The organism is Thalassobacillus sp. B23F22_16, from assembly GCF_043496955.1.
Classification (GTDB): domain Bacteria; phylum Bacillota; class Bacilli; order Bacillales; family Halobacillaceae; genus Thalassobacillus; species Thalassobacillus devorans_A.
On sequence record NZ_JBIEKD010000012.1, the window covers coordinates 81,163 to 106,658 of the forward strand.

Consider the following 25,496-nt stretch of genomic DNA (forward strand, 5'->3'; position numbering starts at 1 on the left):
GGCGTTATCATGAGTAATGTGCATGATTTTTCAGCAATAATGATTACGGGAGAAGAAAAGTCCCTGGCTGATTTCAAAGGAAAAGTGCTGCTAGTTGTCAACACAGCCAGCAAGTGCGGGTTCACACCCCAGTACGAAGGCCTGCAAGAGCTATACGACAAGTATAACGAGCAAGGATTTGAAGTGCTAGGATTTCCGAGCAATCAGTTCATGAATCAGGAACCTGGAACGGAACAAGATATTCAGGAGTTTTGTAAGGTCAATTACGGTGTTACCTTTCCGATGTTCAGCAAGGTTGATGTAAAAGGCAAAGATGCCCATCCACTTTTTCAGCATCTGGTAAAAGAAGCCCCCGGAATGATTTCCGATCAGGTCAAGTGGAATTTCACAAAATTCCTCGTCGACCAAAACGGCAATGTCGTCGATCGCTACGCACCCCAGACAAAACCAGAAGATATAGAGAAGGATATTCAAAAACTATTGAACTAGAATGTAAAGACGGGCACCGGCGAAGTGCTCGTCTTTTTCTATGATACATCCTCCCTTCTTCTTCTCATACAAGACCTCCCCTTAGCATATGATGAAAAATGGGAGGTGGACGAATGAAAAAACGAGCATATCAGGAACTTAACTATCCAGAAGATATGATTAAACTATTAAGAGAAGGGCTTCAGCCTAAGTCACGGCCGAAAAAAGTAGTGATAGCCGGTGCGGGAATGGCTGGTTTAACCGCCGCTCTTCTATTAAGAAAAGCTGGACATGAGGTCACCATACTGGAGGGAAATGACCGTATCGGAGGAAGGGTTTTTACACTCAGGCAGCCCTTTCACCAAGGCAACTATATCGATTTAGGAGCCATGCGTATTCCAAATAACCATGCCCTCGTTTTCGAGTACATACGCCGGTTCAGACTGCCTGCAGCTAAATTTGTTAATACCTCTCCCCACGACCTGCTTTTTGCTAATGGTCGTATCGTTACACGTAAAGAATATGAAGAGAATCCGGATTTATTAAATTTTCCTGTTGAAGATTGGGAAAAAGGAAAGACAGCAACAGAACTGCTTTTATCTGCTGTCCAACCATTCCTTGAATTATACAGTAGAAGTAATGAAGAACAACAAGAAGAACTGCGTGAAACATTTGCCCGTTACTCTATGGGAGACTTTCTAAAGAATAACCCGCTCGGTCAATCCATGTCGGTAAACGCTATTAGAAAAATCAGCGTTCTATTAGGCATAGAAGGCTTTCCAGAATTCTCATTCGTGGATATTCTGACAGACATCATCTACCCTATTTTCAGTGAGGCTATTGAATTTTATCAAATCCCAGGGGGGAACGACCAGCTTCCAAGGGCTTTTTTGCCTGAACTGGGTGATCGTATCTACCTGAACCAGGAAGTAACTAAAATTATTCAGAAAGAGAATGAGATAATTTTTCAAACCAAAGACAGGATGACAGGAGAGTCCCATCGTTTTCACGGCGACTTCGGAATCACTACCATTCCATTTACAGCTTTCCAGTTTATCAAGGTAGAGCCCAATGATTCTATTTCTTTTGAAAAATGGTCGGTCATTAAAGAGTTGCCCAATATCCCCTCTGTAAAAATAGCCCTTGAGTTCAAGAGCCGTTTTTGGGAGCAACAACAGCTCGGGAATATTATCTCCGATACTCCGATCCGGTTTTCTTATGTACCAAGCTGGGATATTGGAAGTCCCGGGCCCGCCGTCCTTCTCGCCAGCTATAGTTGGGGACATAATGCTCTCTTGTGGAACAGCCGTCCCAAAGAAGAGCATATCCAGCTGGCATTAGATGGGCTTGCGGAAGTTTACGGTCCGCAAGTGTACAACGAATTTATTCAGGGAGTCACTTTTAATTGGAGTCAAAATCCATTTTCGTCTGGATGCTTTACCCTATTCACCCCTAATCAGGAAGTAAACTATGCGGATATCATCCCTCTACCTGAACAGCGACTGCACTTCGCTGGTGAACATACCTCTTCTTTTCATGGGTGGATCGAAGGAGCGATTGAATCTGGCATTCGCGCGGCTTTTGAAGTACATAATCGTGAATAAGCTGCTTATAATTCTAAAGTAGCTCCTCCGATTCGCTTCACGCCACGCTTGGCTGCCATTTCCTCGACCAGCTTAAGCAGTGCGCGATCCTTTGCTTTTGCTTCGACCATCACGTCAACAGATCGGCCGATACGTTTCAAGCCTGTGATCAACGGCTGTAAAAAGTCCATACTCACATAATCCGCATGGCTTCGGAACGCCTGTTCAGATTTAGGAGAGGAAACATGAATTTTCGGCCGATGGGGAGTATGATCCCACGTCTTCATAAATCTTGGAAGAATAGTCTCCAGGCTCTCCCCCTCGTCATGATTAGCTATATAATGATGATAATCAAACATCAACGGAATCGATTCTTGTTCACATATATCCAAAGTTTCGCCAGCGGTATAGGTTTTATCATCGTTTTCTAAAGTCATCTGTTTTTTTATGTGGCCTGGAAGCTGAAGCAGGTTGTCATGAAACCTGCCGACGGCTTCTTTTTTATTTCCATAGGCACCGCCTACATGAATATTAATGGATAATTCTTTTGCCAGCCCAATTGCTTCAGCTACACTATAATGATATTCCATATCCCGCACGGCATTACGCGTCACATGCGGTTTGTCACTTGTAAATAACGTAAATTGATTAGGATGGAAGCTCGTCCGGATTTCATGTTTTTTTACCAACTCTCCAATTTCCTCATAAAGCTCTCGGAATGGTGTTATGTAATCCCAGTCCACATCCTCATGTGTGGCTAATGGAACAATGGAGGATGATAATCGATACAGCTTGATTTCATGAGCAATATTATAATGGAGTGCTCGTAACGTATGTTGGAGGTTTTTCCTCGTAATTTCATGTAATTTATTAGTTCTTTCCTCTTCCCCTAACTGCTTCCAGCGGGAAAATGTCATTGTTTTCTGCGGAGAAGCATCCCACAGGTTCAAAGCATGAGCGACATAACCGAAACGAATGATCAACACATTCACCTTCTCTATATGATAGTACTTGCTCCATGTAAGTTTTCCACTATGAATCCTTTCTAAACCAAAACATCTCCTCTCACAGTTCTCCTTAAAGGGCAGTTCTGGGTTGGTTTTTCATTATTCAATTAAAGGACTGAAAAGTCGAAGACTTGATTTCGATATATTGGTTGGAGGAGCGAATGCTACGCATTTCCTTCGTTCGGTGTCGTTTCGAAGAAGTATTTCAAAGTCCTGTGGGATGAAAATGAGCGGTGAGATCCCGCAAGGCGAAGCCTGAGGAAGCTCACCACATGCCCACGGAAAGCGATCCGTTTTCCCGGCCACCATAACCGCAATCAAAAGTCTCGAAACTGAGTCTTCAGTAAAAGGGAGCTTTTCTGTAAAAACAATAGAGAAAATAATACCTAGGTTAGGAACTTGTGCTTATTTATGCAGGCTTATTTTACTGAAAATTCATAATTTATTGTTAATAACATCCGGCTAGGATATACTGAATTTGGAAAAACCCTCCAACCCGGGAATGGAGAATAATACAGATCATTCAGGAGGTTTCCATTTTGAAAAAGAAACGATTATTAAATATGACCTTAGCTGGAGCATTAACATTTTCCCTGGTTCCCGCCACAGCATTCGCCCATGATGAACTGGGCGGAGGAGCTGAGAAAGGTGAAAACCTGGAAGGTGCGGAACTATCGGTGCCACTTTTAGAAGGAACTAAGAATATCGGCCACTGGAAAGAAGTTGCCGCCGTAGAACTTCAGGAAGTGAAGGATGGAGTGAAAAATTCTACCGCTGACGTATACAGTTACAACGGCTATGCTTACCTGGGAACCCATGCTGCTAATGGCGGTGAAGGTGGTGTTCGGGTTTTTGATATGAAGGATCCTGCTAATCCGAAAGAAGTAAGTTCTTTCGCTCACCATGAAGGCACCTGGCAGGAAAAAGTGATTGTTAAATCCGTGAACACGCCAAATTTCAAAGGCGACTTGGCTGCTGTCAGTGTGCAAAAACTTGACACTGGTTCGGACGCTACCGGTGGTTTCCTGTTATATGATGTAACCGACCCTGAAAATCCCGAGAAACTAGGATTTTGGGAAGATACATCCGGAGCACGCGGCACACACGAACTATACTTATTCGTCCAGAATGGCAAGCCATATGTGATGACAGCCAATAACTATGCAGACTACTATTCCCATGGCGAGCAGATGGACGTTCATTTAGTCGACGTCAGTGACCCGGCGAACCCTGAATCCATCTATCAATTCGATCCAAGGGATCACATCGATGAAGTCAGTGATGACAACTATGATGGCTACAACTGGACGGATGAAGACGGAATCAGCCGTGCCGCTTTCGCTCATAGTGTCATTACTGATAATAACGGGGACACAGCTTACCTTTCCTATTGGGATTTAGGCACGATCATCTTGGATATCAAAGATCCTGAAAACCCTGTATATATGGGAAGAACAGACTTCGCTCCGACTGTTCAGGGAGCAGCGCACTCTTCCACACTTGCTAAAGGCGGAAATGTTCTGATTGAGACGAGAGAAGTATTCGGACCTGTTCGTGAAGGCTTTGAGTCAGCCTATGGTTACACAATGATTTATGACATAAAAGATAAGACAAACCCTACCTTGCTAAGTTCTTTTAAAACGGACTTCACTGAAAATATAGAAGGTGGTGCTACCGTCCACGATCCGAAAGTAAGAGGCAATACGCTTTACTTATCCCACTATTCCGGGGGTGTACGGGCAGTGGATATCACCGATCCGGCAAATCCAGTTGAAACGGGAGCTTATATACCTAGTCGTTCTAATATCTGGGGTGTTTATGTAGACCGTAACTACGTCCTCGCTTCTGATATGGGCCAAGGTTTGAAAGTATTACAAAAGACACCTGATAATGATGCTCCGACTGAAAGTGAATAATTTAAAAAGGCGGCCGTTTGGGCCGCCTTTATTTGTTGTCCTGATTTTCTTTTATCATCGCTTTCAGTTCGGCAATTTCTTTTAATAGCATCTCGTGATCCACTTCTTTTTTTCCTTCTTTTTCTTTCTTCTTCGCTTCATACATCTCATTAACCTTCTGGACATTATTGACAATTTCACCGACAAACAAATTAAGAACGATGAAGGTGCCGATCAAGATGAAAGATATAAAATAAATCCACGACCATGGATCCTCTTCAAATATTGGCCGGAACACACCACTCGCCCAGGATTCCAGTGTAACTACCTGGAACAATGTCACCATGGATAAATGAAGGGAACCGAAGTACTCAGGTGCCAAATCACGGTATAAAATAACACCAATCACAGCGAACACATAAAACACAATCGCTAGTAGCAGAAGGATGTTCGCCATCGCAGGCACGGTTCGTAACAATGCAGTGGTCAGACGCTGCAGTGACGGGCTGACGGAAACGGTGCGCATGACTCGCAAAACACGAAGAATCCGTAAAGCAGAAATATAATGAGTACCACTGAAAATCAGCACCCCGCCGATAATAATAAAGTCGAAGATATTCCAGCCATTTTTAAAGAAATGCAGCATAGGTCGGTGGGCAATAATTCTTAAAATAATTTCGATAGTGAAAAACCAAAGAAAAAACCCTTCTATTAAAACAAACCAGTTTTGATATTCCTTAAAAATCCCCGGATAAGTTTCCAAACCAATGGTGATTGAATTGATAAAAATTAAGAATAGTACGGTGTTAGTAAAGTAAGGATGGTGAACTAAGCCATACAGCTTTGAGCGGACACCTGCTCCTGAATTTCTCTTCATCACGTCTACTGAAACCTCCAATAAATAGGCTTGCTAGCTTTCTAGTTTATCACAAACTTCCTTCGCAGGTCATGGTTTGTTATCCCTGTGTAACTTTACGATTACTATTTTGTAATAAAGGGGAAGGTATAACTAATAGCACTCATTCTTTTGTAGGAGGTTATGTACTTTTATGGAAAAAAAGACAGAAGACATTATCGGGAGGTCATTGAACGCACTACTGGAAGACGAAACGTTTTTACCGGACTTACAAGGTAATCCCAGACGCCAGGCATTCAAATCCTTAGTATCCATACTATCGACTCCAAACCATATCAATAAATCCTTTCTTCGAATTGCCTTAGAAAATGGAACCGTCGTCCGCATCCCCGCTTTCCGGGTTCAGCATAACAATACATTAGGACCTTACAAAGGAGGCATCCGTTTTCACGAATCTGTAAATGAAGATGAGGTTTCCAACCTCGCTAAACTGATGACTTTAAAGAACGCACTTCATGAAGTACCTTTCGGTGGGGGAAAAGGCGGAGTCATCATCAACCCGCGGGAATATTCGCCTAAAGAACTAAATTTGATTTGTAAAAAGTATGTGCAATATTTCAGTGATATTTTAGGTACGGAAAAGGATATACCAGCCCCTGACGTCGGGACAAGCGAACGGGAAATGGATTGGATGATGGCCGAATACAAAACCATCCACCCAGGCCAGACATACCGCGGCAGCTTTACGGGGAAAAGTGTCATCAACGGTGGTTCTTTAGGAAGACGGGAAGCTACTGGTAAAGGGGTATATTTTACTTTCCGATATATGATGCACAACTTTATCAAAAATAACGAAACCTGGATGGAAGACAGTGACAACCTGTTTGCCAGAACAGCCATGCAACATTATGGCCGTCCGCTGACAATAGCCATCCAGGGATTTGGAAATGTCGGCTCTGTCGCAGCTCTTCAAGCTTATCAATGTGATTACCTGCAAAATAAAGTTGTTGCCGTCAGCGACCACAACGTCATGTTGTATAATTCAGATGGCTTAGACATTCCAGCTTTGATTGAGTATACCATGGACCATGAAGGGGACCTCCCTGCCGATGAAGAAGCGTTGGCCGAACATGCTATTAAAGCTACTGTCCACGATCGTGATGATTTACTCGAACAGGAGGTAGATGCTCTGTTTCTGGCAGCCTTAGAAGATCAGATTCACCCGGGTAATATGAAAAATATAAAAGCCCGTTTGATTGTGGAAGGCGCCAATGCCCCGGTTACAGAAGATGCAGATGAGTATTTAAGTGAAGATGGAGTGCTTATCGTTCCTGATATACTCGCTAATGCCGGTGGTGTCATCGTTTCTTACTTTGAATGGATGCAAGGAAGGGAAACACAATTCTATACAGAAGATCAGATTTTTGAGTTGTTATACGATAAAATGCAGCATACGTTAGACACGATCTTTCCGCAATTTTTTAAAGATCCATTCCCATTACGGCAGAATTGCTATATCCATGCTGTAACTAAACTATCGACCATCCTATACAGACAAGGAAAGCTGTTTTAAAATCTCAGTAAAGACCATCGACCTATCCCCGGTGGTCTTTTTTTCCTTAATTAAAGACTGGTCTCTAGGTAAATTGTCGAAATCTTATATGTATTTAAATAATCAGCTGATGATTTATGTTATGGTGGTAAATACCAATTATACTCACCAAGGAGGTAAAGAAATGAATCTGATGAATAGCGCAACTGCTGTGTGGAAGCGGATGTGGGTTTTGCACCATGAAGCAAAAAACCTGATGAAGTTTTCTGTAAGCGGAAACAACTCGCAGTGGGATACAGAATCTGCTGAAAGCACACGCCATAAGCAGGAAGGGGATGAACCCCCTTCCGGATTCGATACCAGACAAAAAATCGGTCTATGGCTGGGGCCCCTCTTATTTTTATTAACTTTACTATTCGTGAAACCAGAATCCCTATCTGCAGAAGGGGTGGCTATTTTAGCCTCTACCCTTTGGATTGCCACCTGGTGGATCACAGAAGCGATTCCTATTCCCGCCACATCCCTGCTTCCCATTGTCTTGTTTCCATTGACTGGCGGACTCGACATGGATGCAACAGCTTCTTCCTATGGATCAGATACAATCTTCCTGTTCATGGGTGGTTTCATCATCGCATTAGCAATGCAGCGCTGGAATTTACATAAACGAATAGCGCTGTGGATCATTTCATTGATCGGTACCAATACAGAAAAAATCATACTCGGATTCATGGTCGCAACTGGCGGGTTATCCATGTGGATTTCAAACACAGCCACAGCCATGATGATGGTGCCAATCGGTCTTGCAATCATTTATCAAGTTTCTGATTTGTTAAAGGATGACGACTCCATTGATACAAGCCCCGAAAATTTCAATTTCGGTAAAGCGTTGATGCTGGGCATCGCCTACTCCGCTTCCATCGGGGGGCTGGGAACATTAATTGGGACCCCGCCGAATACAATATTCGCCGGGGTAGTATCGGAATTATATGGGGTTGAAATTTCCTTTGCCCGCTGGATGTTATTTGGAGTGCCAATCTCCGCGGTATTCTTAATTATCGCCTGGATCTACCTGGTGAAGGTCGCTTATAAAATGAAGTTCGACCAGCTGCCTGGAGGACAAAAAGTCATTCGTGATGAACAGTCAGCCTTAGGTAAGATGGTGCCAGAAGAAAAGGCAGTAATGACTGTCTTTACATTTGCAGCACTAGCGTGGATCACCCGTTCATTCCTATTGGCCGAATTTATCCCGGGCATCGATGACGCCATTATTGCCATTTCTGCTTCCTTAATTCTTTTTGTTATTCCTTCCAAACGCTACCGAGGGGAAGCGTTAATAGATTGGGATACTGCCAAACAATTGCCATGGGGGATCCTTTTGCTATTCGGAGGAGGACTCGCAATCGCTGCCGGATTTAGTCAGTCTGGTCTAGCCGAATGGTTTGGGGAACAATTAACTGTACTTGCTAACGTAAATTTCTTTATCATTCTGATCGCTGTTATCGGTCTCGTCATTTTCCTGACTGAGATCACATCCAACACAGCTACCGGAACCATGATGTTCCCGATTATGGCTTCTCTCGCCGCAGCCATCAATGTCCACCCGTACAGTTTAATGATTGGTGCTGGACTGGCTGCTTCATGTGCCTTTATGCTTCCTGTTGCCACCCCACCGAACGCAGTTGTCTTCGGGTCCGGTTATCTAAGGATTCCTGACATGGCAAAAGCCGGTTTCTTTTTAAATATACTGGCAATATTCATCATTGCGATATTCATCTATTTGCTGATGCCATTAGTCTGGGGCATTGATATCACTAGTTTTCCGGAACAATATAGATAACCCCTTAAACAGGTGACCTTTCTTATTATTGGGTCTCCTGTTTTTTTATATTTTCTTATTTCCAATATGTTCCAAATATAACCGTTGGGGTAAAGGTACTGATGATGTGACCGGCCAAGTCCATTGCTCCCTTCCACTCTTATTTGTTTAACAGAATTTTATGAAGATTATATGTAGAATTCCCATTTCCTCCATTTCTAAGCTAAATAGCTTTTAAAATGGGGGTAATAGTAGCTGTAACAACCAGATGAGGAGGTTAGTAATAATGTTCAAAAACAAATGGTTATTTTGGATGCTGCTTTTGATCATTGTCAGCATTGCAGCTTGTTCAAACAATGATACATCTACTCCATCCGCACCTTTTGATCAGACACCAGAAGAACCAGAATATGATCCTCCTTCTACGGATGATTTGGATCCGGATGACCCAATGACCGAATACATCAAGTTAGGAGAAAAAGCCTTTAATGAGACAAATACTGTCTTATCTGATGAGGTAGGTAATGAGCTTTCCTGTCAAAGCTGCCATGCTGATGGTGGTGTGGGCCAAGGTTCATCCATGGTCGGTGTTTCTACACAATTCCCACAATACCGTCCGAGGGAAGGAGAGGTTTTTACGTTAAGTGATCGCATTAATGGCTGTATGATCCGAAGCATGAATGGGGAAAAACTCGACCGTGAAAGTGACGAATTGCGAGGAATGGTCGCTTACTTAACCTACATATCTGAAGGTATCGATCATGGCGCAGATATTCCTTGGCGTATGCAAAACACGATGGAAGAAGTACCGGAACCAGATGTTGCCAGTGGTGAGGAGTTGTACGAAACCAAGAACTGCATGTCCTGCCACGCCCAGGATGGTTCTGGTACAGGAGCAAACTCTGGCCCGCCTCTATGGGGAGACAATTCTTTTAACGACGGTGCCGGTATGTCTCGATTGACTAAAATGGCAGGTTTCCTCAAACGAAATATGCCACCTAGTGATGATGAGGAATTGACTGACCAGGAAGCTGCCGACCTGGCTGCCTATATCCTTTCACAGGATCGCCCCGAATGGGGAGGACATGAGGATGATTGGCCAAATGGTGGTCGCCCGTCTGATATCATCGATCAGGAACGTCGCGAACAAATTCAAAATGAAGAGTTTGACTGGACAGAAATTGAAAATGTTGTCCCGGCAGACTAATGTACGAAGTTAACAAGAAAAGGAGGCAGTTGCATGTGGAAAAACAAATGGCTGATCGCTCTATTACTTTTAATTATTGCAGCATTTGCAGCTTGCTCTAATAATTCTGAATCCGAGTTTGACACACCAAACCATTATGAAAGTACACTAGGCGAGCTGGATCCAGATGATCCAATGACGGAAGAAATCCGTTATGGCGAGAAGTTAATGTATAATACGAACACGATGCTTGCTGACGAGGTTGGCAATGAACTATCCTGTACAAGCTGTCACGCAAATGGCGGTATCTCTAATACGAATTCATTTATGGGAGTGGCTGGACAATTCCCAGTTTATCGTCCCCGCTCAGACACCATTTTCACCCTCGAAGATCGTGTGAACGGATGTATGCAACGAAGCATGAATGGTAAAAAACTGGATCATGAGAGCAGGGAAATGCGTGCTATGGTCGCCTATATGACATACTTATCTAAAGGGGCAGAACAGCATGGAGACGATATGGAAGGCCTTCAAACACCGACTTTCGATAAAACACCAGAGCCTGATGTAGCCCGCGGAGAAGAGTTATATGAAACGAAAGGCTGCATCACCTGTCATGGGGCTGATGGAGCTGGAAGAAGCCCTAACTCAGGACCTGCGTTATGGGGAGATGGTTCCTTTAATGATGGCGCCGGTATGGGCCGCCTCAGCAAAGCAGCCGGCTATATCCAGGCCAACATGCCTAAAGGAGACGAAAATACACTGACGAAACAGGAAGCAGCAGACTTGGCTGCCTATGTCCTGTCCCATGACCGCCCTGTCTGGGATGATCACGAAAATGACTGGCCAAATGGCGATGGTCCACCGGACATCATTACTCAGGAGCGCCGCGAGCAAATCCGTGCCGGCACATTTGACTGGACAGAAATAGAAAACGTGGTACCAAGAGATTAATTGCAAAGCCCCTGGCATTGTTGCCAGGGGCTTTTGTTATGGCTAATATCGAGGTATATATCTAAAATTGAAAAAGGACTCCCCCCACGTTTATAGGAATGGAGTCCTTTTTCCCCTAAGTATCAATACTCTGGATGATCTTCATCGGAGAAGTTAGGAGTCTCAGGGGTATAGGCTGCGCTGTCAGTCATTGGGGTACCATAAACTGCTGCTGTGCTGACGATTAGGAGTAATAACACTTTCAATAGTCCTTTTTTCAACTGATTTCACCTCCTTGATTTAATATCAGTTTGTAAAACTCATTCGCTTTTTTATAATGAAAATTTTCTTCGTAATATAGCGCTGCTTTTTGGCCATAGCGACTAATACTTTTTTTATCATTTACTTTCAAAAAGTAAGGAAGTGCGATGTCGTTGATATATTGATAGTAGTCATCGCCTTCTCCCGCCAACTCCAGTTTCTTGAGCTTAAATTGGATGGTCGTATCGGGCTCATGATCATCGTTTTCAAGCACTTCGTCGACCCATGCCATGGCCTGTCCGGTTTCCCCGCACTGTTGATGGGCATGGATGACGCGTAGTACGGTGCTATAGTACCCTTTGCTGTATTCCTTCTTAATTTCCAGCGCTTTATAATAGTAACGCAGCGCTGCCTCCAGTTCCCCTTTTTCCGCATATAGAAAACCGAGATTATGATATGTCTTTCCGACCAGCTGTGTATCGTTGATCGATTGACTGATACGGAGAATATCTTTGAAAACTTTCTCCGCACTGTCATACCTTTTGATTCTCAAAAAGTTGATTCCCAGGATAACCTGACAGTCTACTCCCCGGTGGATGTTCATCGTCTGATCAAAATATCGTTTGGCAGATTGACTGTAGTAGATAGCAAGTGAGGAATGGCTGATGTGACTATAGGTAAGCGCCAGGTGATAGAGCAGCTCCGACTCATGGATACCTTGTTCTTTAGCGAATTCTTCAGCCTCATGAAGTTTCAGCAGTCCATCCTTGTAATGCTGCTTCAAGCAATCTATTAATCCTGAAAAGTAAAGATAGTAGAAAGTCTGGTAACGATCCAGCTTATTTTCTTTTGCAGCAAGCTTTTGGAGGGACATTTCAGCCTGTAATGTGTCGTGTTTACGTATGAAATAACGAATAGCAATCAGTTGGAACCAGATCGTCAAATCAGGATAATAGTGCAAAGGAAGAGCTTTCAGTTTCTGATAATAACTATCCATTTGGCTGTCATTTTTACTTGTTATACAGCTGTACCAATGTTCCATATCTTCCAAAACTTCCTGGACCCGTGATACCTGGGAACGATAATCAACCTCCAGTTTTTCAAGGAGAAGTGAAACTGTCTCAGGATTGGGATCAGAAATCCGCTGATTCTCCAACTTGCTCAAATATGGTACGGAACATACCCCGAGAGAAAGCTCGTTTTGGGTCAATCGTTGTTTCACACGCTCCAGATAAATAAGCTTTCCATAATCTACTTTTTGATATTTATCTGTTAACTCCACGATACCCCTCCGATTATTCAATTCGTAGAAAAATGTCGATTTTTCCTTACTATCATTGTACCGGAACCCCGAAGATAAAAAATCAGAAGGTAGACTTATGTATGTAGGTATATATGACTATTAATGAATTAAATTACTTTCGAAAATCGGCTTCATTTCCCCTTTTGAGGCCCATGATTCTGCCGGTTTTTCTCAACAAGAATCAGCAGGATTCTCCTTCGTTCTGCGTGAAGTTGTATAGTAACCCAAACAAAGGAGGAAGTAGTATGAAATTAAAGAAAGTTGCTGGTTTGTCCCTGTCACTTGCACTGTCGCTTGCTGTATTACCTGCCGTAGGAGAAGCATCACCTAAGGTGGACCTTACAGAATCCGATGCCTCTCCAATGAAACAGGTTGAAAAAGGCACAGCAGATTATGTAAAAGATGAAGTGGTCGTAAAATTTAAGGATAATGTGAAGCAGTCAGCCAAAAAAGAAGCGCTCGCTCAGGCGAATGCCAAGGTGAAGCCTGATGTGGATGCGGTGGAATCGGAATTCGATGTTTTAGAAGTAGGGAATGTTGAAGCTGTAGTGAAAGCATTGAACAATAATCCTAACGTGGAATATGCAGAACCAAACTATAAATTCAACGTTTCCTGGACACCAAATGATACTTACTATAGCGGCTATCAGTATGGCCCGCAAAATACAAATACGGAACAAGCCTGGAACGTCACCCGTGGAAGCAGCAGCCAGGAAATTGCCATCATTGATTCCGGAGTCGACTATAACCATCCTGACTTAGACGGAAAAACTATTCGTGGCTATGATTTTGTTGATAACGATTATTATCCGATGGATGAAAACGACCACGGCACCCATGTCGCCGGTACTGCTGCCGCTGAAACAAATAACTCCCAAGGTGTTGCCGGAATGGCACCAAACACCCGAATCCTGGCGGTACGTGCACTCGATGCCAATGGTGGCGGATCCCTCGCTAACATAGCTGATGCCATTACTTATTCTGCTGACCAGGGAGCAGAAGTAATCAACCTGTCCCTTGGCTGTAACTGTGATACCACTACATTAGAAAATGCGGTGAACTATGCCTGGAATAAAGGTTCCGTTATTATTGCTGCCGCTGGTAATGATGGTGTATCGACTACATTTGAGCCAGCTTCCTACGCTAATGTCATTGCGGTAGGCGCGGTCGATCAATATGACAATAAAGCTTCCTTCTCTAATTATGGCACGTGGGTAGATGTGACAGCTCCTGGTGTGGACATTGCCTCCACCGTACCTGGCGGCGGTTATGCGTATATGTCCGGTACATCCATGGCTTCCCCGCACGTAGCCGGTCTGGCTGGACTGTTAGCATCTCAAGGAAAAAGCAACTGGCAGATCCGTCAGGACATTGAACAATCCGCAGATTCTATCAGCGGAACCGGCTATTATTTTGAGCATGGTCGTATCGATTCTTACGGCGCTGTTTTAAGATAATTTGAAAAATCACAAGCCTCCTTGCGTACAAGGAGGCTTGTTTTTTGAAAGAAAATGCAAAAGCCATAATTACTCCCCGATCGTCCGGACAATCTTCTCCGCAATCAAGTGAGGCTGCAAATCGCGGTCATAGTTTTCAGGAGCTGTTGACCCCTTCTCAACAGCTTCTAAAAATGCTGCTGTCACACTGTGGAACCCTCGCTTCAACAGGGTCGGCTCCCAGTCATCGCTTCCATGGTTAAAAACACTTTTATCCTTATGGGTGGTAATATCACTTACATTCATGACGGTACGTGTCTCACTGGCACTCATCACCTCTACTTCTTCCTCGGTGGTCCCTGCTTCCCGGTTCATAATTCCGATGGCTATGCCTTCTTTCGCCAACAGCTGAATGACGACATGGTGAAGCTTTCCATCCTGCTTTTTTCCTTGTATGTTGATATCATCGATGGCATGTGGAAAAAGGTAAAGCAGCGTATCGATCACATGAATGAAATCATCAAAGACGAATGTACGGACATCAGTCGCCTGGTGGCCACGATTTTTCTGCATGACAATCATATTCGGGTCCGCCAACTCTTTAAGCTTTTGATATGGCCGCGCATACCTTCGGTTAAAGCCTGTCATCAATATCAAACCTATATTCTTCGCCTTTTCCACTAATCGCGAAGAAACTTCTCCATGATAACTGATTGGCTTATCGATATACACATGAATGCCATGATCAAGCAATTGGTCTACTATCCTTTCATGGGAGTCCGTGGAAGAATGGACAAAAGCTGCCTCCATGCCACTAGCCAGCCAGTCATCCATGCTGAGATATGTATGGTCGAGATGATACTTAGCCGCGACTTCCTCCAGAACTTTCTCATTTCTTGTACACACATGAAGTTCAATCCCCGGGACCTGGGTCAACACCGGCAGATACGCCTTTTTCGCAATATCCCCCCAATTCCTATCATTCCAATCTTCACGTTAACACCCCTCACTTTTGATACTTCCATTCTAACGCTGTTTCCCATGGTTATCCATAAGGCATCACGAATGAGTGTCTAGTAAATGACGAATCCGTCGAGTAAAAACCAAATAATGTCTAGTAATATTCCCATTCTGTCGAATAAAAACTTCCAAGTGTCTAGTTAGTCTCCATAATTGTCTAGTAACCACATGGTGGGGTCTAGTATGGAAACTTTATTTCTAGTAAGAGTCAGCTTTTCGTATGCAAAAGAGGACAGCCCCATGGCTGCCCCCTATTATTATTTCTTTCCAGCAGTTCTATCTAGTCCAATAGCTGTCCCTTCCCTGGTAGAATCTGCTGCTCCAATGAAGCTGCCATCCTCCAGTATTTTTATAGCCTGGACGTTCCCAATGTTCACAGGCGAGCGCTGCCATTCATGACCCCATGCTTCCATGGTTTCTCTTGTATCAGCTGGAATACCTTCTTCCCACCTGACTTGTGGATAGGAAGCGCTGTAAATTCTCGGTTCTTCAATAGCGTCCTGCAATTCCATGTCGTAGTCAATGACATTGATAATTGTCTGCAATACCGATGTGATGATTGTCGGCCCACCTGGTGAACCTACCGTCATGAACGGTTCACCATCTTTAAAAACAATCGTCGGGCTCATACTGCTCATCGGACGTTTATTTGGCTCTACCTGGTTTGGTCCCCCAGGCACAGCATCAAAGTCAGTCAGTTCATTGTTCAACATAAAACCATATCCCGGCACCATGATGCCAGTTCCGAAAACCTGTTCAATCGTAGTCGTGTAAGAAACAAGATTTCCCCATTTATCCGCTACAGTAAAATGAGTCGTTTCTCCAATTTCACGATCATCTGGCTGAGCTGCAGCGCCTTCAGGCTCTCCATCCTGATAAGCCCATGGATCCCCTGGCTCGACATCGTCATTCGCTTTCCAAAGTTCAATCAATGACCTTCTTTCAGCCAGGTAGTCGTCGTTCAGCATTCCATCCATCGGCACATCGACAAACTGTGTATCGCCGATATACGTATTACGGTCCGCATAAGCAAGGTGCATAGCTTCCGCAAGCAGGTGGTATTTCTCAGGTGATTTCACATCATAACTGGAAAGATCGAACCCTTCCAGCATTTTCAACATTTGCAGGATGGTTAACCCTCCAGAGCTTGGTGGTGACATAGAAGCTATGTCATAACCCCTGTATGTTCCAGTGACAGGCTCATCAATAGTAACCTCATAATTTTCAAGGTCCTGACTTGTCATACTGCCTTCAAAATCCTGGACCGTATCTGCCAGAGCCTGGCCAATTTCTCCTCCGTAGAAGGCATCTAAACCATCTTTACGTATCTTCTTAAATGTATCAGCTAAATCCCTTTGTACTAAAATATCACCTTCCTGAAGCGGTTCTCCATCTGGCATGAACACTTCCGCAGCGGCACTCCTGGCCAGTTTATCCTGGTTGTCGGCAATCGCAGCGGCAAGTACGCCATTTACTTCTACACCACTGTGAGCAAGCTTAATCGCAGGGTTAATCAGCTGGTTGAACGGCTTTGTTCCCCATCGTTCATGGGCTTCCATCAAACCTTTTAATGTACCTGGGACACCAACCGCGTCACCGCTGATATGACGTTCGGAAAAAGGGATGACATTGTCGTCTTCGTCTAGAAACATATCAGGCGTTGCATCAGCAGGGGCCCGTTCGCGGCTATCAATGATGGATACATCATCTGCTTCTGCATCGTAGACCATCATAAACCCACCGCCGCCAATCCCTGACATCATCGGCTCGGTTACATTGAGTGCAAACTGGATGGCAATAGCTGCATCCATTGCCGTTCCACCTTTTTTCAGCACATCTGCCCCGATTTTTGATGCATCAGGATGGGCAGTAGCCACCATACCTTCTTCTCCATAGGCCACCTTGTCACCGGTTCGGTCCGGAGCTTTGGCAAACAAATTAGAGGGAAAAGACATCGAGAACACTAATGCTAACATGACAAAAATGGATAAAAAGCGAGTAATCTTTTGATTCACTTTACTTTCCTCCTTTCTAGACTATCTTTCATTTTACTGAAAATTCTGAACTAAATACTACTACGTTAAGACCTATTTTGTTAGTGCTAAAGATACAATTTTCTCCAGTACAACTGATTTTTCTGCAAAAAAAGAGAAGTCCCGACAATGGAACTTCTCTCTTCAGTACTTATTTTTCTTTATACGTGTTCGGTTTTCTCTCCCAGGCTTCTAAATTCTTGACCCCTGGAATGCTATTTTTATAGAAGACAGGCGTTTGCCCGAGTTTACGTTGTCTTTGATAATCATCAAGGGCAGCGACTGCAATCTTCGTCAACAGAGCAATAGCGATCAAGTTGACTAGCGCCATGGAGCCCATGAATAGATCTGCCAGTCCCCAGATGATTTCAATTTCACTCATAGAGCCGACCAGTACCATGATCAAAAATGCAATTCGGAAAACATGGATATACATTTTATTTTCTGAGATGAACTGAAGATTTGTCTCACCATAATAGTAGTTGCCCAACAGAGAACTGAAGGCGAAAAAGAAAATCGTGATAGCTACAAGCGCATCCGCCCAGCTGCCAAGGTGAGTGTTCAACGCCAGCTGTGTCAATTGGATACCATCCATCTCACCAACGGTATGAACATCTGCTAATAGAATGATAAATGCCGTAGAACTACAGATGATTAATGTATCTGTAAATACTCCAAGCGTCTGGACAAGCCCTTGTTCGACCGGGTGTTTTACATAGGAAGTAGCAGCCGCGTTCGGCGCGCTACCCATACCTGCTTCGTTCGAGAATAACCCACGCTGAATCCCATTCATCAGAGCTGCGCCGATACCACCGCCGGCAATTTCCCTGATACCTAATGCATTACTTACGATAAGAGAAATGATGCCTGGTAACTGATCAATATTGATCATCATAATAATGAAGGCTACGATAATATAAGCTACCGCAAACACAGGGACGATTACCTCAGCAACTACGGCAATACGTCTGATCCCTCCATAAACAACAATTCCGATCATTGCCGCTATAATAAAGCCGATAATAAGCGGGTGAATATTATAAGCGCCTGTAAATGCCTGAGAAATCGTATTGGCTTGCACCGCGTTAAAAATCAGCCCAAAACAAAGAGTAATCAGGATAGCGAATAAAACACCCATCCACCGTTTTCCAAGCGCCCTTTCCATATAGTAGGCGGGACCGCCGCGGAAACCGTCTTTATCTTTCACTTTATACATTTGGGCAAGTGTACTCTCAACAAACCCTGTCGCAGCTCCGACTAAGGCAATCATCCACATCCAGAATACTGCTCCCGGACCTCCGACAGAGATTGCGATGGCGACACCTGCAAGGTTTCCTGTTCCGACACGGGCAGCAGTACTAATTGCAAACGCCTGAAACGGTGTCGTACCTTTTCTCTCTTTGAAACCTGTATGGTCTGTTCCTTTGATTAAGAGGAGGACCATTTCTTTTAGCATCCGAAACTGGACAAAACGTGACCGGACAGTGAACCAGATACCTAATGCGAGCAATAAACCAATAAGAATATAAGTCCAAAGCAGGTTGTTTCCGGCATTGACAAGATCACCGAGCCACGTATCCATTGTCAGCCATTTTTCCATAAAATCGCTCCTTTAAAAATTTTGAGAAAATTTCACACAATATTCATAATAACAAAAAGGAGGCCACAGATGAAGCGATTACATCAAATGGTAATTGATTACACTGGCTCCTTAATGATTTATTTTTACCCTACGTTCGTTAGATTCAACCCTTTTTCTTACATTTTAATCGAGAGAATGAGCGCTTCATTTGCCATTTACGAAACCTGGATTTAAGATTGTTTTCAAAACTTCTAGGAAAGGGAGTAGTATACATGAACAAAGAACTCTTTTCTCATATAAACATCAAAAAACAATTCCTGAAAAACCGTTTGGCGGTCGCTCCGATGACACGTGTCAGCGCAGAAGATGACGGCAGGGCTTCCAACCGGATGAAGAATTATTACTCTCGCTTTGCAAAAGGCGGCTTCGGGACAGTAATATCTGAGGGGATCTATCTGGATGAAAGCTATAGCCAAGGGTATATTAATCAGCCTGGGCTTGCCAATGACAAGCATGTCCAAAGCTGGAAGCCCGTTGTTGACTCCGTTCACAATTATGATGCTGTTTTCATTGCCCAATTAATGCATGCAGGCGGACAGGGACAAGGAAATGCATATGTAACGAAGTCAATCGCTCCATCTGAGGTGCCGCCAAAGGGCGAGCAGCTCGAGTTTTATGGAGGGTCAGGTCCATTTCCAAAACCTAGACAGATGACAGAGCAGGATATCACATCTGCCAAACAAGCTTTTGTAGATGGGGCTCTCAACGCAAAGAAAGCCGGCTTTGATGGGGTTGAAATTCACGGGGCTAATGGTTATCTGCTCGATCAATTTTTAACAGATTATTTGAATCAACGGGAAGACCAATATGGCGGTTCTCTCGAAAACCGTCTTCGGATCATGCCGGAGATCATTGAAGAAGTTCGTAAAGAAGTTGGGGAGGAATTCATTATCGGAATCCGAATTTCCCAAATTAAAGTAGCCGATCCCGAGCATAAGTGGGCTGGCGGTGAAGACGATGCCTCGTTTATTTTCTCGGAGTTAAGCAAAACTTCCCTCGATTATATTCATGTGACAGATTCCGATGCGACTGCCCCAGCCTTTGGCGAGGGATCTAGAACATTAGCAAAAGCTGCCAGGGATTTTGGGATCCTCCCCGTAATAGCTAATGGTAATCTCGGGAATCCCGAGAAAGCTGCCAAAATGATTAAGAAAGAAGAAGCGGACATCATTTCCCTTGGGACCAGTGCTCTCGCTAACCCTGATTTTCCTAATCGAGTCAAACACGGTATAGGATTAAAGGACTTCGATTTTGAGAATACTCTCCTCCCACATGCACACATTAAAGATAGCGAATTGAATAAGGAGATTATAGAATAACAAAAAAGCCAGGGGAATCCCCTGGCTTTATTTAATCAAACGTTTGAACAAGGGAAGCTTTTTTGTCGATTACCACCTGTGCAGATAAAAGCTTCTGTCGAAAAAGAAAATATGCGCCCCTCCCCCACTGCGGGGGAACTCTTAAGGGTTACTTACCGGGTATTTACTGATTCCTGCGCTAAAGTTTCAAAACGTAGCTCCCAGGGAAAATGATTTAACACTATTTGTATTATTTTTATGGGATTTTTCTAGTCTTTCGACATGTTTTTTGATAATCTTTAGGATGGACAGTAAGAAAGCGTTTTAACATAGAAGGTCACGTTCTTCCATCTAATAATCAGTACAATCTTAAAAGGGGTATAAATATGAAGAGATTAGTCATTTTAGGAGGCGGCTATGGCGGCGTCAAAATACTATTGAACCTGCTTGATAAAGAGCTGCCGAAAGACACCCATATCACTATGATAGACAGAAACCCGTACCACTCCTTGAAAACAGAATTTTATGCAATTGCCGCCGGAACGGAATCAGATAAAAATGTCCGTATTGAGTTTCCTGAACATGATCGCGTCGATTATGTATACGGGGAAATAGAAAAAATCGATACGGATCAAGAGCAGATTATTGTTCGTGATAATCGAGAACCTGTGGAGTATGATTATTTAGTCATCGGTCTTGGTTGTGAAGATAACTACCATGGCATAACAGGTGCCAAAGAGTTCACCGAAAGTGTCCAAACATTTCCTAAAGCAAGACATACCGGCTATGTTATCAATAATCTTAAAGCTTATGGCATGGTTTCCGTTGTCGGAGCCGGCTTGAGCGGGATCGAGGTCGCTTCTGAAATAAGGGAAAGCAGACCAGACTTGAATATCCGACTGTTAGATCGTGGCGAAACTGTTTTAAGAGCTTTCGACAAAAAAATTCAAGACTATGTAGAAGAATGGTTCGAAAAAAATGACGTAGAAGTGATCCATAATGCTAATGTTGAATACGTAGAAAAAGACGGCGTATGTAATAATGGCATCTGTTACGTCAATGATGTAACCATTTGGACTGCTGGTGTACGACCAAACTTCCTGGTCCGGGAACTGCCATTCGAAAAAGATTCGCAGGAAAAAATCATCTTGAATGATTTCTATCAAGTACCGGAGAAACCGAATGTATACGTAGTCGGTGACTGTGCCGCTTCTGAATATTCTCCAAGTGCTCAGTTGGCAGGACAGCAAGGCGAACAAATTGCCGAGGTCTTATCCGCTGTATTGAGAGAAAAAGAACCGGAAAAACCGGGAGAAATCAAATTGAAAGGTGCACTAGGCTCGCTTGGAAAATCCGATGGTTTTGGAAACATGCTCCAAAAACCAGTGACCGGATTGCTTCCACGTCTGGCTAAATCCGGTGTTTTATGGTTGAACAAACGGCATTAACCAAAGCACAAAAGCGCAAGCGCCTTGCTTACCCCCGACAAGCTTAAGACAATCCTCGCCGTGACGTTCTGTGTCACAGAGAGGATTGTCTTAAGACCTCGAGGGGGTAGGCGCTGGAGCTGGATGTGACCCACCGCGTAAAATTATTCACAAAAAAGAAAATTTTATAATTTCCCAGGCATTCAAAAAGGCTGCCCATAAGTCTATAACCGACTTACTTGGGCAGCCTTTTTTATTTGCTTTGTTGAATAGGATTTGAACTTTCCTTATGCTCTTTCCAGCATATGTGCTAAAGCTTTCTTTGCGTTACCAGCAATAGCTTCCGGCACTTCAATTTTATTATGGGGTTCACCTTTTTCTATTGTTTCGAGACACCAGGCCAGATGAGGAAGGTCTATTCGGTTCATCGTCAGGCAAGGACACATATTCGGGTTTAAAGAAATGATATGCTTATCGGGATGGTCTGTAATGATACGGTTGACAAGGTTCATTTCTGTACCGATTGCCCAGGCACTGCCCGCAGGAGCTGCCTGAATCTTCTGGATAATATAATTGGTCGACCCAGCCTCATCAGCAAGTGCTACCACTTCCCTCCGGCACTCAGGATGAACGATGACCTTCATGTCCGGATATTGGTCACGAACCTGTCTCACATTAGCTGTCGTAAAGTTTTCATGTACGGAACAATGCCCTTTCCATAGGATCACTTTGACTTCTTCCAGCGGACATTCATGGACCAATTCCTCCGTCAGCGGATCCCACACCGCCATGTATTCCAAGGGTATTCCTAAATTAAATGCAGTATTTCTGCCTAAATGCTGATCAGGCAAAAATAATATCCGTTCTTTTTGTGTAAAAGCCCAGCGTACCATCTTCTCAGCATTAGAGGACGTGACGGTAGCACCGGAATGTTTTCCCACGAATGCTTTAATAGCCGCCGTCGAATTGACATACGTAAGCGGTAATATCGTATCATCGAACCTATCCATTAAAGCTTCCCATGCCCTCTCCGTCTGCTCCAAGTCTGCCATGTCCGCCATGGAACACCCCGCACGCATATCCGGAAGATAAACGGTTTGACCCTCCTCCGTTAAAATATCAGCGGTTTCTGCCATAAAATGTACTCCACAAAAAACGATTGCTTCAGCCTCCTGGTTTTCCGCTGATAATTGGGCAAGTTTTAAAGAGTCACCTCGTGCATCAGCGAACTGGATTACTTCATCCTTCTGATAATGATGGCCGGGAAGGAAAAGCCGCTTCCCCATCCGTTCTTTCACACCCCGTACCCGCGCTTCTAATTCACCTTTGCTCATTTGCCTATAATGGTCAGGCAACACCGGACTTTTTTTCTCTAAAGCTTCTAATAGATTCATTATGAAAGACTCCTTTCTAGGATGGGAACTTTCGCACTGATATCAAGAGCAGGCGCTGAATGAGTCAGGCAGCCAAGAGATATATAATTGACACCGCAATCACGAAAGCTTGCCAGCTGATCAACCGCTATTCCTCCTGACGCCTCTGTCTTTATCGAACCAGGGACCAGTTGGACGAGTCCTTTGATTTCTTCGGGACTACGGTTATCAAACATGATGCAATCTACTTCTGCTTTCACAGCTGCTGCAACTTGTTCTTCGTTTTCTGTTTCTACTTCTATTTTCACCATATGACCCAGTCTGTCCCGCAATTTACGCACCGCCTCATCCAATGACCCGGCAAAAGCGATATGATTATCTTTAAGCATGACAGCATCATAGAGTCCATTCCGGTGGTTGTACCCGCCGCCAGTACGGACGGCATATTTTTCTAACATTCGGAGGCCTGGAGTCGTCTTTCGCGTATCACAGATTCTAGTATGGTCACTGGCAAGATTCTGCACAGCCTGCCTGGTCAGCGTCGCTATACCGCTCATTCGCTGGAGAAGGTTGAGAATGACACGCTCTCCTTTCAGCAGGCTGGCCATATTTCCATAGGCTCTTGCAATCTCATCACCTGCCTGCAATGGATGTCCATCCTGTTGCCACACCTCTATTTCCACCTCAGGATCGAGTATGCCGTATCCAGTAGCAATAACATCCGTGCCACATAATATTCCTTCCTGTTTGGCCAGGAAGCGAATTTCCCCTTTCGTATCCCGGTCAAATAACACATCACTGGTAAGGTCCTGATCGCCGATATCCTCCGTGAAGAATTCCTCAAGTGAACGCCGGAGTTTCAGTAGATTCATAGATTTCACCCTGCTTTCTATTTTTTTGTAACTGGATATGTCTTTGCTGCCATTCGCTGTTTTCGTTCGGAAAATCTTCTCGGAAGTGACCACCCCTGCTTTCTGTCCGGGCAAGCGCGGATGTAGTGACCAGCCAGGAAGTGATGAGCATAAACACACGGCTTATCTGGCTGGTAGATAGTGCATCCAGGTTTTCTGGTATGGAAAAGGATTCTAACCATTCTTTTTGCTTCCGTAGTTCGTTCCCTGTCCGCATAATACCGACACGCTCTATCATCGATTGCTGAATTTCCATAACGGCAGGAAGCATTATTTCTCGCTGTTCCAGGTTTCCTGATAACGCGTGGTATCGGGGAACCTCCCAAGCCTGTTGGTTGAGATGGGCTGCCAGTCGTTTTCCATAGACCAGCCCTTCTAATAGCGAATTACTGGCCAGGCGGTTTGCTCCATGAACCCCCGTACAAGCTGCTTCGCCAATCGCATAAAGTCCTTCAACCGTTGTTCTGCCTGCTTCATCTGTTTTGACTCCCCCCATTAGAAAATGAGCACCTGGTGCGACAGGTATTTTTCCTTTTTCCAAATCCACCCCGTTTGCTTTACAAAGCTGTGCGACCGTAGGGAATTTCTTTGAGAAATGAGCGATGTTTGTCATATTTAAAAAAACACTTCTTCCCTGGCTGATGCAGTCAAAGATTGTCTGGGCAACAATATGACGTGCAGCTAAGTCCTCCTGCGGGTGCACCCCTTTCATGATCCTTCTCCCGCTTTCATCGACGAGTACTGCCCCTTCTCCCCGTACCGCTTCCGTAACCAACCCTTTGATATCTCCGTTGATAGAAAGCATCGTAGGATGGAATTGGACAAATTCCATATCGACAAGCTCTGCGCCCGCAAGATAGGCAAGTGCATGCCCATCTCCAGTCACGGTTTCGGCATTGGAAGTGGCAGCGTAAAGCTGTCCGCATCCTCCAGTCGCTAATACGATATGGGGAGCCACATAAGTACTGATGGTTCCATCTCGTCCCTTGCTTTTCACCCCATAACATTTACCTTGTTCATCAGTGAGCAATTGAAAGACAAATTCATGCTCTTTAACGGACACATTGGCTCCAATCTTTCCCAAAAGGCAGTCGACAAGGCGTTTTCCGGTCTGGTCCCCACCCCCATGGACAATTCGATTCCAACGATGGGATCCTTCTCTCCCCAAAACTATTTCTCCTCGCTCATCTCGATCAAACGCACAGCCTGCTTCTAACAATTCGCGGATGACAGAAGGAGCCTGTCTGGTCAATTGGCTGACTGCTTCTGGATCATTGAGTCCTCTGCCTGCTTCTATCGTATCTATGTAATGCGCATACGGATTATCTTCGGGCGCTAATGCTGCTGCCACACCTCCTTGGGCATGAAAAGAATTACTCGTCTTTACTTCTGACTTTGTGAGTACAATCACATTCATATCCCTGCGTAAGTTTGCCAGCAGTTGTAAGGCCGCTATGCCACTTCCCACAATAATTACTTCTGACTGTTCCATCATG

21 protein-coding genes are annotated in these 25,496 nt (G+C 44.2%); 11 read left to right on the plus strand and 10 right to left on the minus strand.

The window, feature by feature from the left end:
- The first annotated feature begins 9 nt into the window (after nt 1–9).
- Both ACGTNI_RS11170 and ACGTNI_RS11175 read left to right on the plus strand, forming a co-directional pair.
- Nucleotides 10–489 carry a glutathione peroxidase gene (locus tag ACGTNI_RS11170; protein ID WP_394462403.1) on the plus strand — a complete coding sequence of 160 codons (480 nt, stop codon included), beginning with the start codon at nt 10–12 and terminating at the stop codon, nt 487–489.
- A gap of 113 nt (nt 490–602) precedes the next feature.
- Nucleotides 603–2,072 (plus strand): flavin monoamine oxidase family protein, encoded by a 1,470-nt coding sequence (locus tag ACGTNI_RS11175; RefSeq protein ID WP_394462405.1) that lies wholly within the window; start codon nt 603–605, stop codon nt 2,070–2,072.
- Nucleotides 2,073–2,077: 5 nt separating this feature from the next.
- On the opposite strand, the gene uvsE is transcribed toward ACGTNI_RS11175, so the two are convergent.
- Nucleotides 2,078–3,034, minus strand: coding sequence for a UV DNA damage repair endonuclease UvsE (gene uvsE, locus ACGTNI_RS11180; RefSeq protein ID WP_394462463.1), 957 nt, complete (start codon nt 3,032–3,034; stop codon nt 2,078–2,080).
- A 563-nt stretch (nt 3,035–3,597) separates the two neighbouring features.
- On the opposite strand from uvsE, the gene ACGTNI_RS11185 reads away from it, so the two are divergent.
- Nucleotides 3,598–4,974 carry an LVIVD repeat-containing protein gene (locus ACGTNI_RS11185; RefSeq protein WP_394462407.1) on the plus strand — a complete coding sequence of 459 codons (1,377 nt, stop codon included), beginning with the start codon at nt 3,598–3,600 and terminating at the stop codon, nt 4,972–4,974.
- Between the two features lie 28 nt (nt 4,975–5,002).
- Here ACGTNI_RS11185 and ACGTNI_RS11190 read toward each other — a convergent pair whose 3' ends face one another.
- Nucleotides 5,003–5,830 carry an ion transporter gene (locus ACGTNI_RS11190; RefSeq protein ID WP_394462465.1) on the minus strand — a complete coding sequence of 276 codons (828 nt, stop codon included), beginning with the start codon at nt 5,828–5,830 and terminating at the stop codon, nt 5,003–5,005.
- Nucleotides 5,831–6,002: 172 nt separating this feature from the next.
- Between ACGTNI_RS11190 and ACGTNI_RS11195 the strand changes: the two genes are divergently transcribed.
- The 4 genes from ACGTNI_RS11195 to ACGTNI_RS11210 all read left to right on the plus strand — a co-directional run bounded on the left by ACGTNI_RS11195 (nt 6,003) and on the right by ACGTNI_RS11210 (nt 11,317).
- Entirely contained in the window at nt 6,003–7,382 is a 1,380-nt protein-coding gene (locus ACGTNI_RS11195) for a Glu/Leu/Phe/Val family dehydrogenase (protein ID WP_394462409.1), read from the plus strand.
- Between the two features lie 163 nt (nt 7,383–7,545).
- Nucleotides 7,546–9,198: an SLC13 family permease gene (locus ACGTNI_RS11200; RefSeq protein WP_394462411.1), complete on the plus strand. Its 1,653-nt coding sequence runs from the start codon at nt 7,546–7,548 to the stop codon at nt 9,196–9,198.
- A gap of 265 nt (nt 9,199–9,463) precedes the next feature.
- Nucleotides 9,464–10,384 (plus strand): c-type cytochrome, encoded by a 921-nt coding sequence (locus ACGTNI_RS11205; protein ID WP_394462413.1) that lies wholly within the window; start codon nt 9,464–9,466, stop codon nt 10,382–10,384.
- A 33-nt stretch (nt 10,385–10,417) separates the two neighbouring features.
- Nucleotides 10,418–11,317: a c-type cytochrome gene (locus ACGTNI_RS11210; protein ID WP_394462415.1), complete on the plus strand. Its 900-nt coding sequence runs from the start codon at nt 10,418–10,420 to the stop codon at nt 11,315–11,317.
- 122 nt (nt 11,318–11,439) lie between these two features.
- Here ACGTNI_RS11210 and ACGTNI_RS11215 read toward each other — a convergent pair whose 3' ends face one another.
- Both ACGTNI_RS11215 and ACGTNI_RS11220 read right to left on the minus strand, forming a co-directional pair.
- On the minus strand, nt 11,440–11,577 hold the full coding sequence (locus tag ACGTNI_RS11215) for a hypothetical protein (protein ID WP_157620101.1): 138 nt from the start codon (nt 11,575–11,577) through the stop codon (nt 11,440–11,442).
- Nucleotides 11,574–12,839, minus strand: a complete 1,266-nt coding sequence (locus tag ACGTNI_RS11220; protein WP_394462417.1) for a tetratricopeptide repeat protein — start codon at nt 12,837–12,839, stop codon at nt 11,574–11,576. Before ACGTNI_RS11220 ends, ACGTNI_RS11215 begins: the two co-directional genes overlap by 4 nt.
- Nucleotides 12,840–13,105: 266 nt before the next feature.
- Here ACGTNI_RS11220 and ACGTNI_RS11225 point away from each other — a divergent pair, with 266 nt between their 5' ends.
- A complete protein-coding gene (locus ACGTNI_RS11225; protein WP_394462419.1) occupies nt 13,106–14,317 on the plus strand; it encodes a S8 family peptidase in 1,212 nt (403 codons plus the stop codon).
- A 69-nt stretch (nt 14,318–14,386) separates the two neighbouring features.
- On the opposite strand, the gene ACGTNI_RS11230 is transcribed toward ACGTNI_RS11225, so the two are convergent.
- The 3 genes from ACGTNI_RS11230 to ACGTNI_RS11240 form a co-directional block, all read right to left on the minus strand.
- On the minus strand, nt 14,387–15,235 hold the full coding sequence (locus tag ACGTNI_RS11230; protein WP_394462421.1) for a Gfo/Idh/MocA family protein: 849 nt from the start codon (nt 15,233–15,235) through the stop codon (nt 14,387–14,389).
- A 338-nt stretch (nt 15,236–15,573) separates the two neighbouring features.
- Entirely contained in the window at nt 15,574–17,271 is a 1,698-nt protein-coding gene (gene ggt, locus ACGTNI_RS11235; protein WP_394462467.1) for a gamma-glutamyltransferase, read from the minus strand.
- 229 nt (nt 17,272–17,500) lie between these two features.
- Complete coding sequence (locus ACGTNI_RS11240) at nt 17,501–18,949, minus strand: alanine/glycine:cation symporter family protein (protein WP_394462424.1); 1,449 nt, start codon at nt 18,947–18,949, stop codon at nt 17,501–17,503.
- Between the two features lie 69 nt (nt 18,950–19,018).
- Here ACGTNI_RS11240 and ACGTNI_RS11245 point away from each other — a divergent pair, with 69 nt between their 5' ends.
- The 3 genes from ACGTNI_RS11245 to ACGTNI_RS11255 all read left to right on the plus strand — a co-directional run bounded on the left by ACGTNI_RS11245 (nt 19,019) and on the right by ACGTNI_RS11255 (nt 21,737).
- On the plus strand, nt 19,019–19,165 hold the full coding sequence (locus ACGTNI_RS11245) for a hypothetical protein (RefSeq protein WP_394462425.1): 147 nt from the start codon (nt 19,019–19,021) through the stop codon (nt 19,163–19,165).
- Nucleotides 19,166–19,203: 38 nt separating this feature from the next.
- On the plus strand, nt 19,204–20,310 hold the full coding sequence (locus ACGTNI_RS11250) for an oxidoreductase (protein WP_394462427.1): 1,107 nt from the start codon (nt 19,204–19,206) through the stop codon (nt 20,308–20,310).
- Between the two features lie 365 nt (nt 20,311–20,675).
- Complete coding sequence (locus ACGTNI_RS11255; RefSeq protein ID WP_394462429.1) at nt 20,676–21,737, plus strand: NAD(P)/FAD-dependent oxidoreductase; 1,062 nt, start codon at nt 20,676–20,678, stop codon at nt 21,735–21,737.
- 266 nt (nt 21,738–22,003) lie between these two features.
- On the opposite strand, the gene nadA is transcribed toward ACGTNI_RS11255, so the two are convergent.
- The 3 genes from nadA to nadB are packed head-to-tail and all read right to left on the minus strand — an operon-like array spanning nt 22,004 to nt 25,495.
- Nucleotides 22,004–23,110, minus strand: a complete 1,107-nt coding sequence (gene nadA, locus ACGTNI_RS11260; protein WP_394462431.1) for a quinolinate synthase NadA — start codon at nt 23,108–23,110, stop codon at nt 22,004–22,006.
- Nucleotides 23,110–23,961, minus strand: a complete 852-nt coding sequence (nadC, locus tag ACGTNI_RS11265) for a carboxylating nicotinate-nucleotide diphosphorylase (protein WP_394462433.1) — start codon at nt 23,959–23,961, stop codon at nt 23,110–23,112. Before nadC ends, nadA begins: the two co-directional genes overlap by 1 nt.
- Nucleotides 23,930–25,495, minus strand: a complete 1,566-nt coding sequence (gene nadB, locus ACGTNI_RS11270; RefSeq protein ID WP_394462435.1) for an L-aspartate oxidase — start codon at nt 25,493–25,495, stop codon at nt 23,930–23,932. The genes nadC and nadB overlap by 32 nt, the downstream gene beginning before the upstream one ends.
- Nucleotide 25,496: the final 1 nt, after the last annotated feature.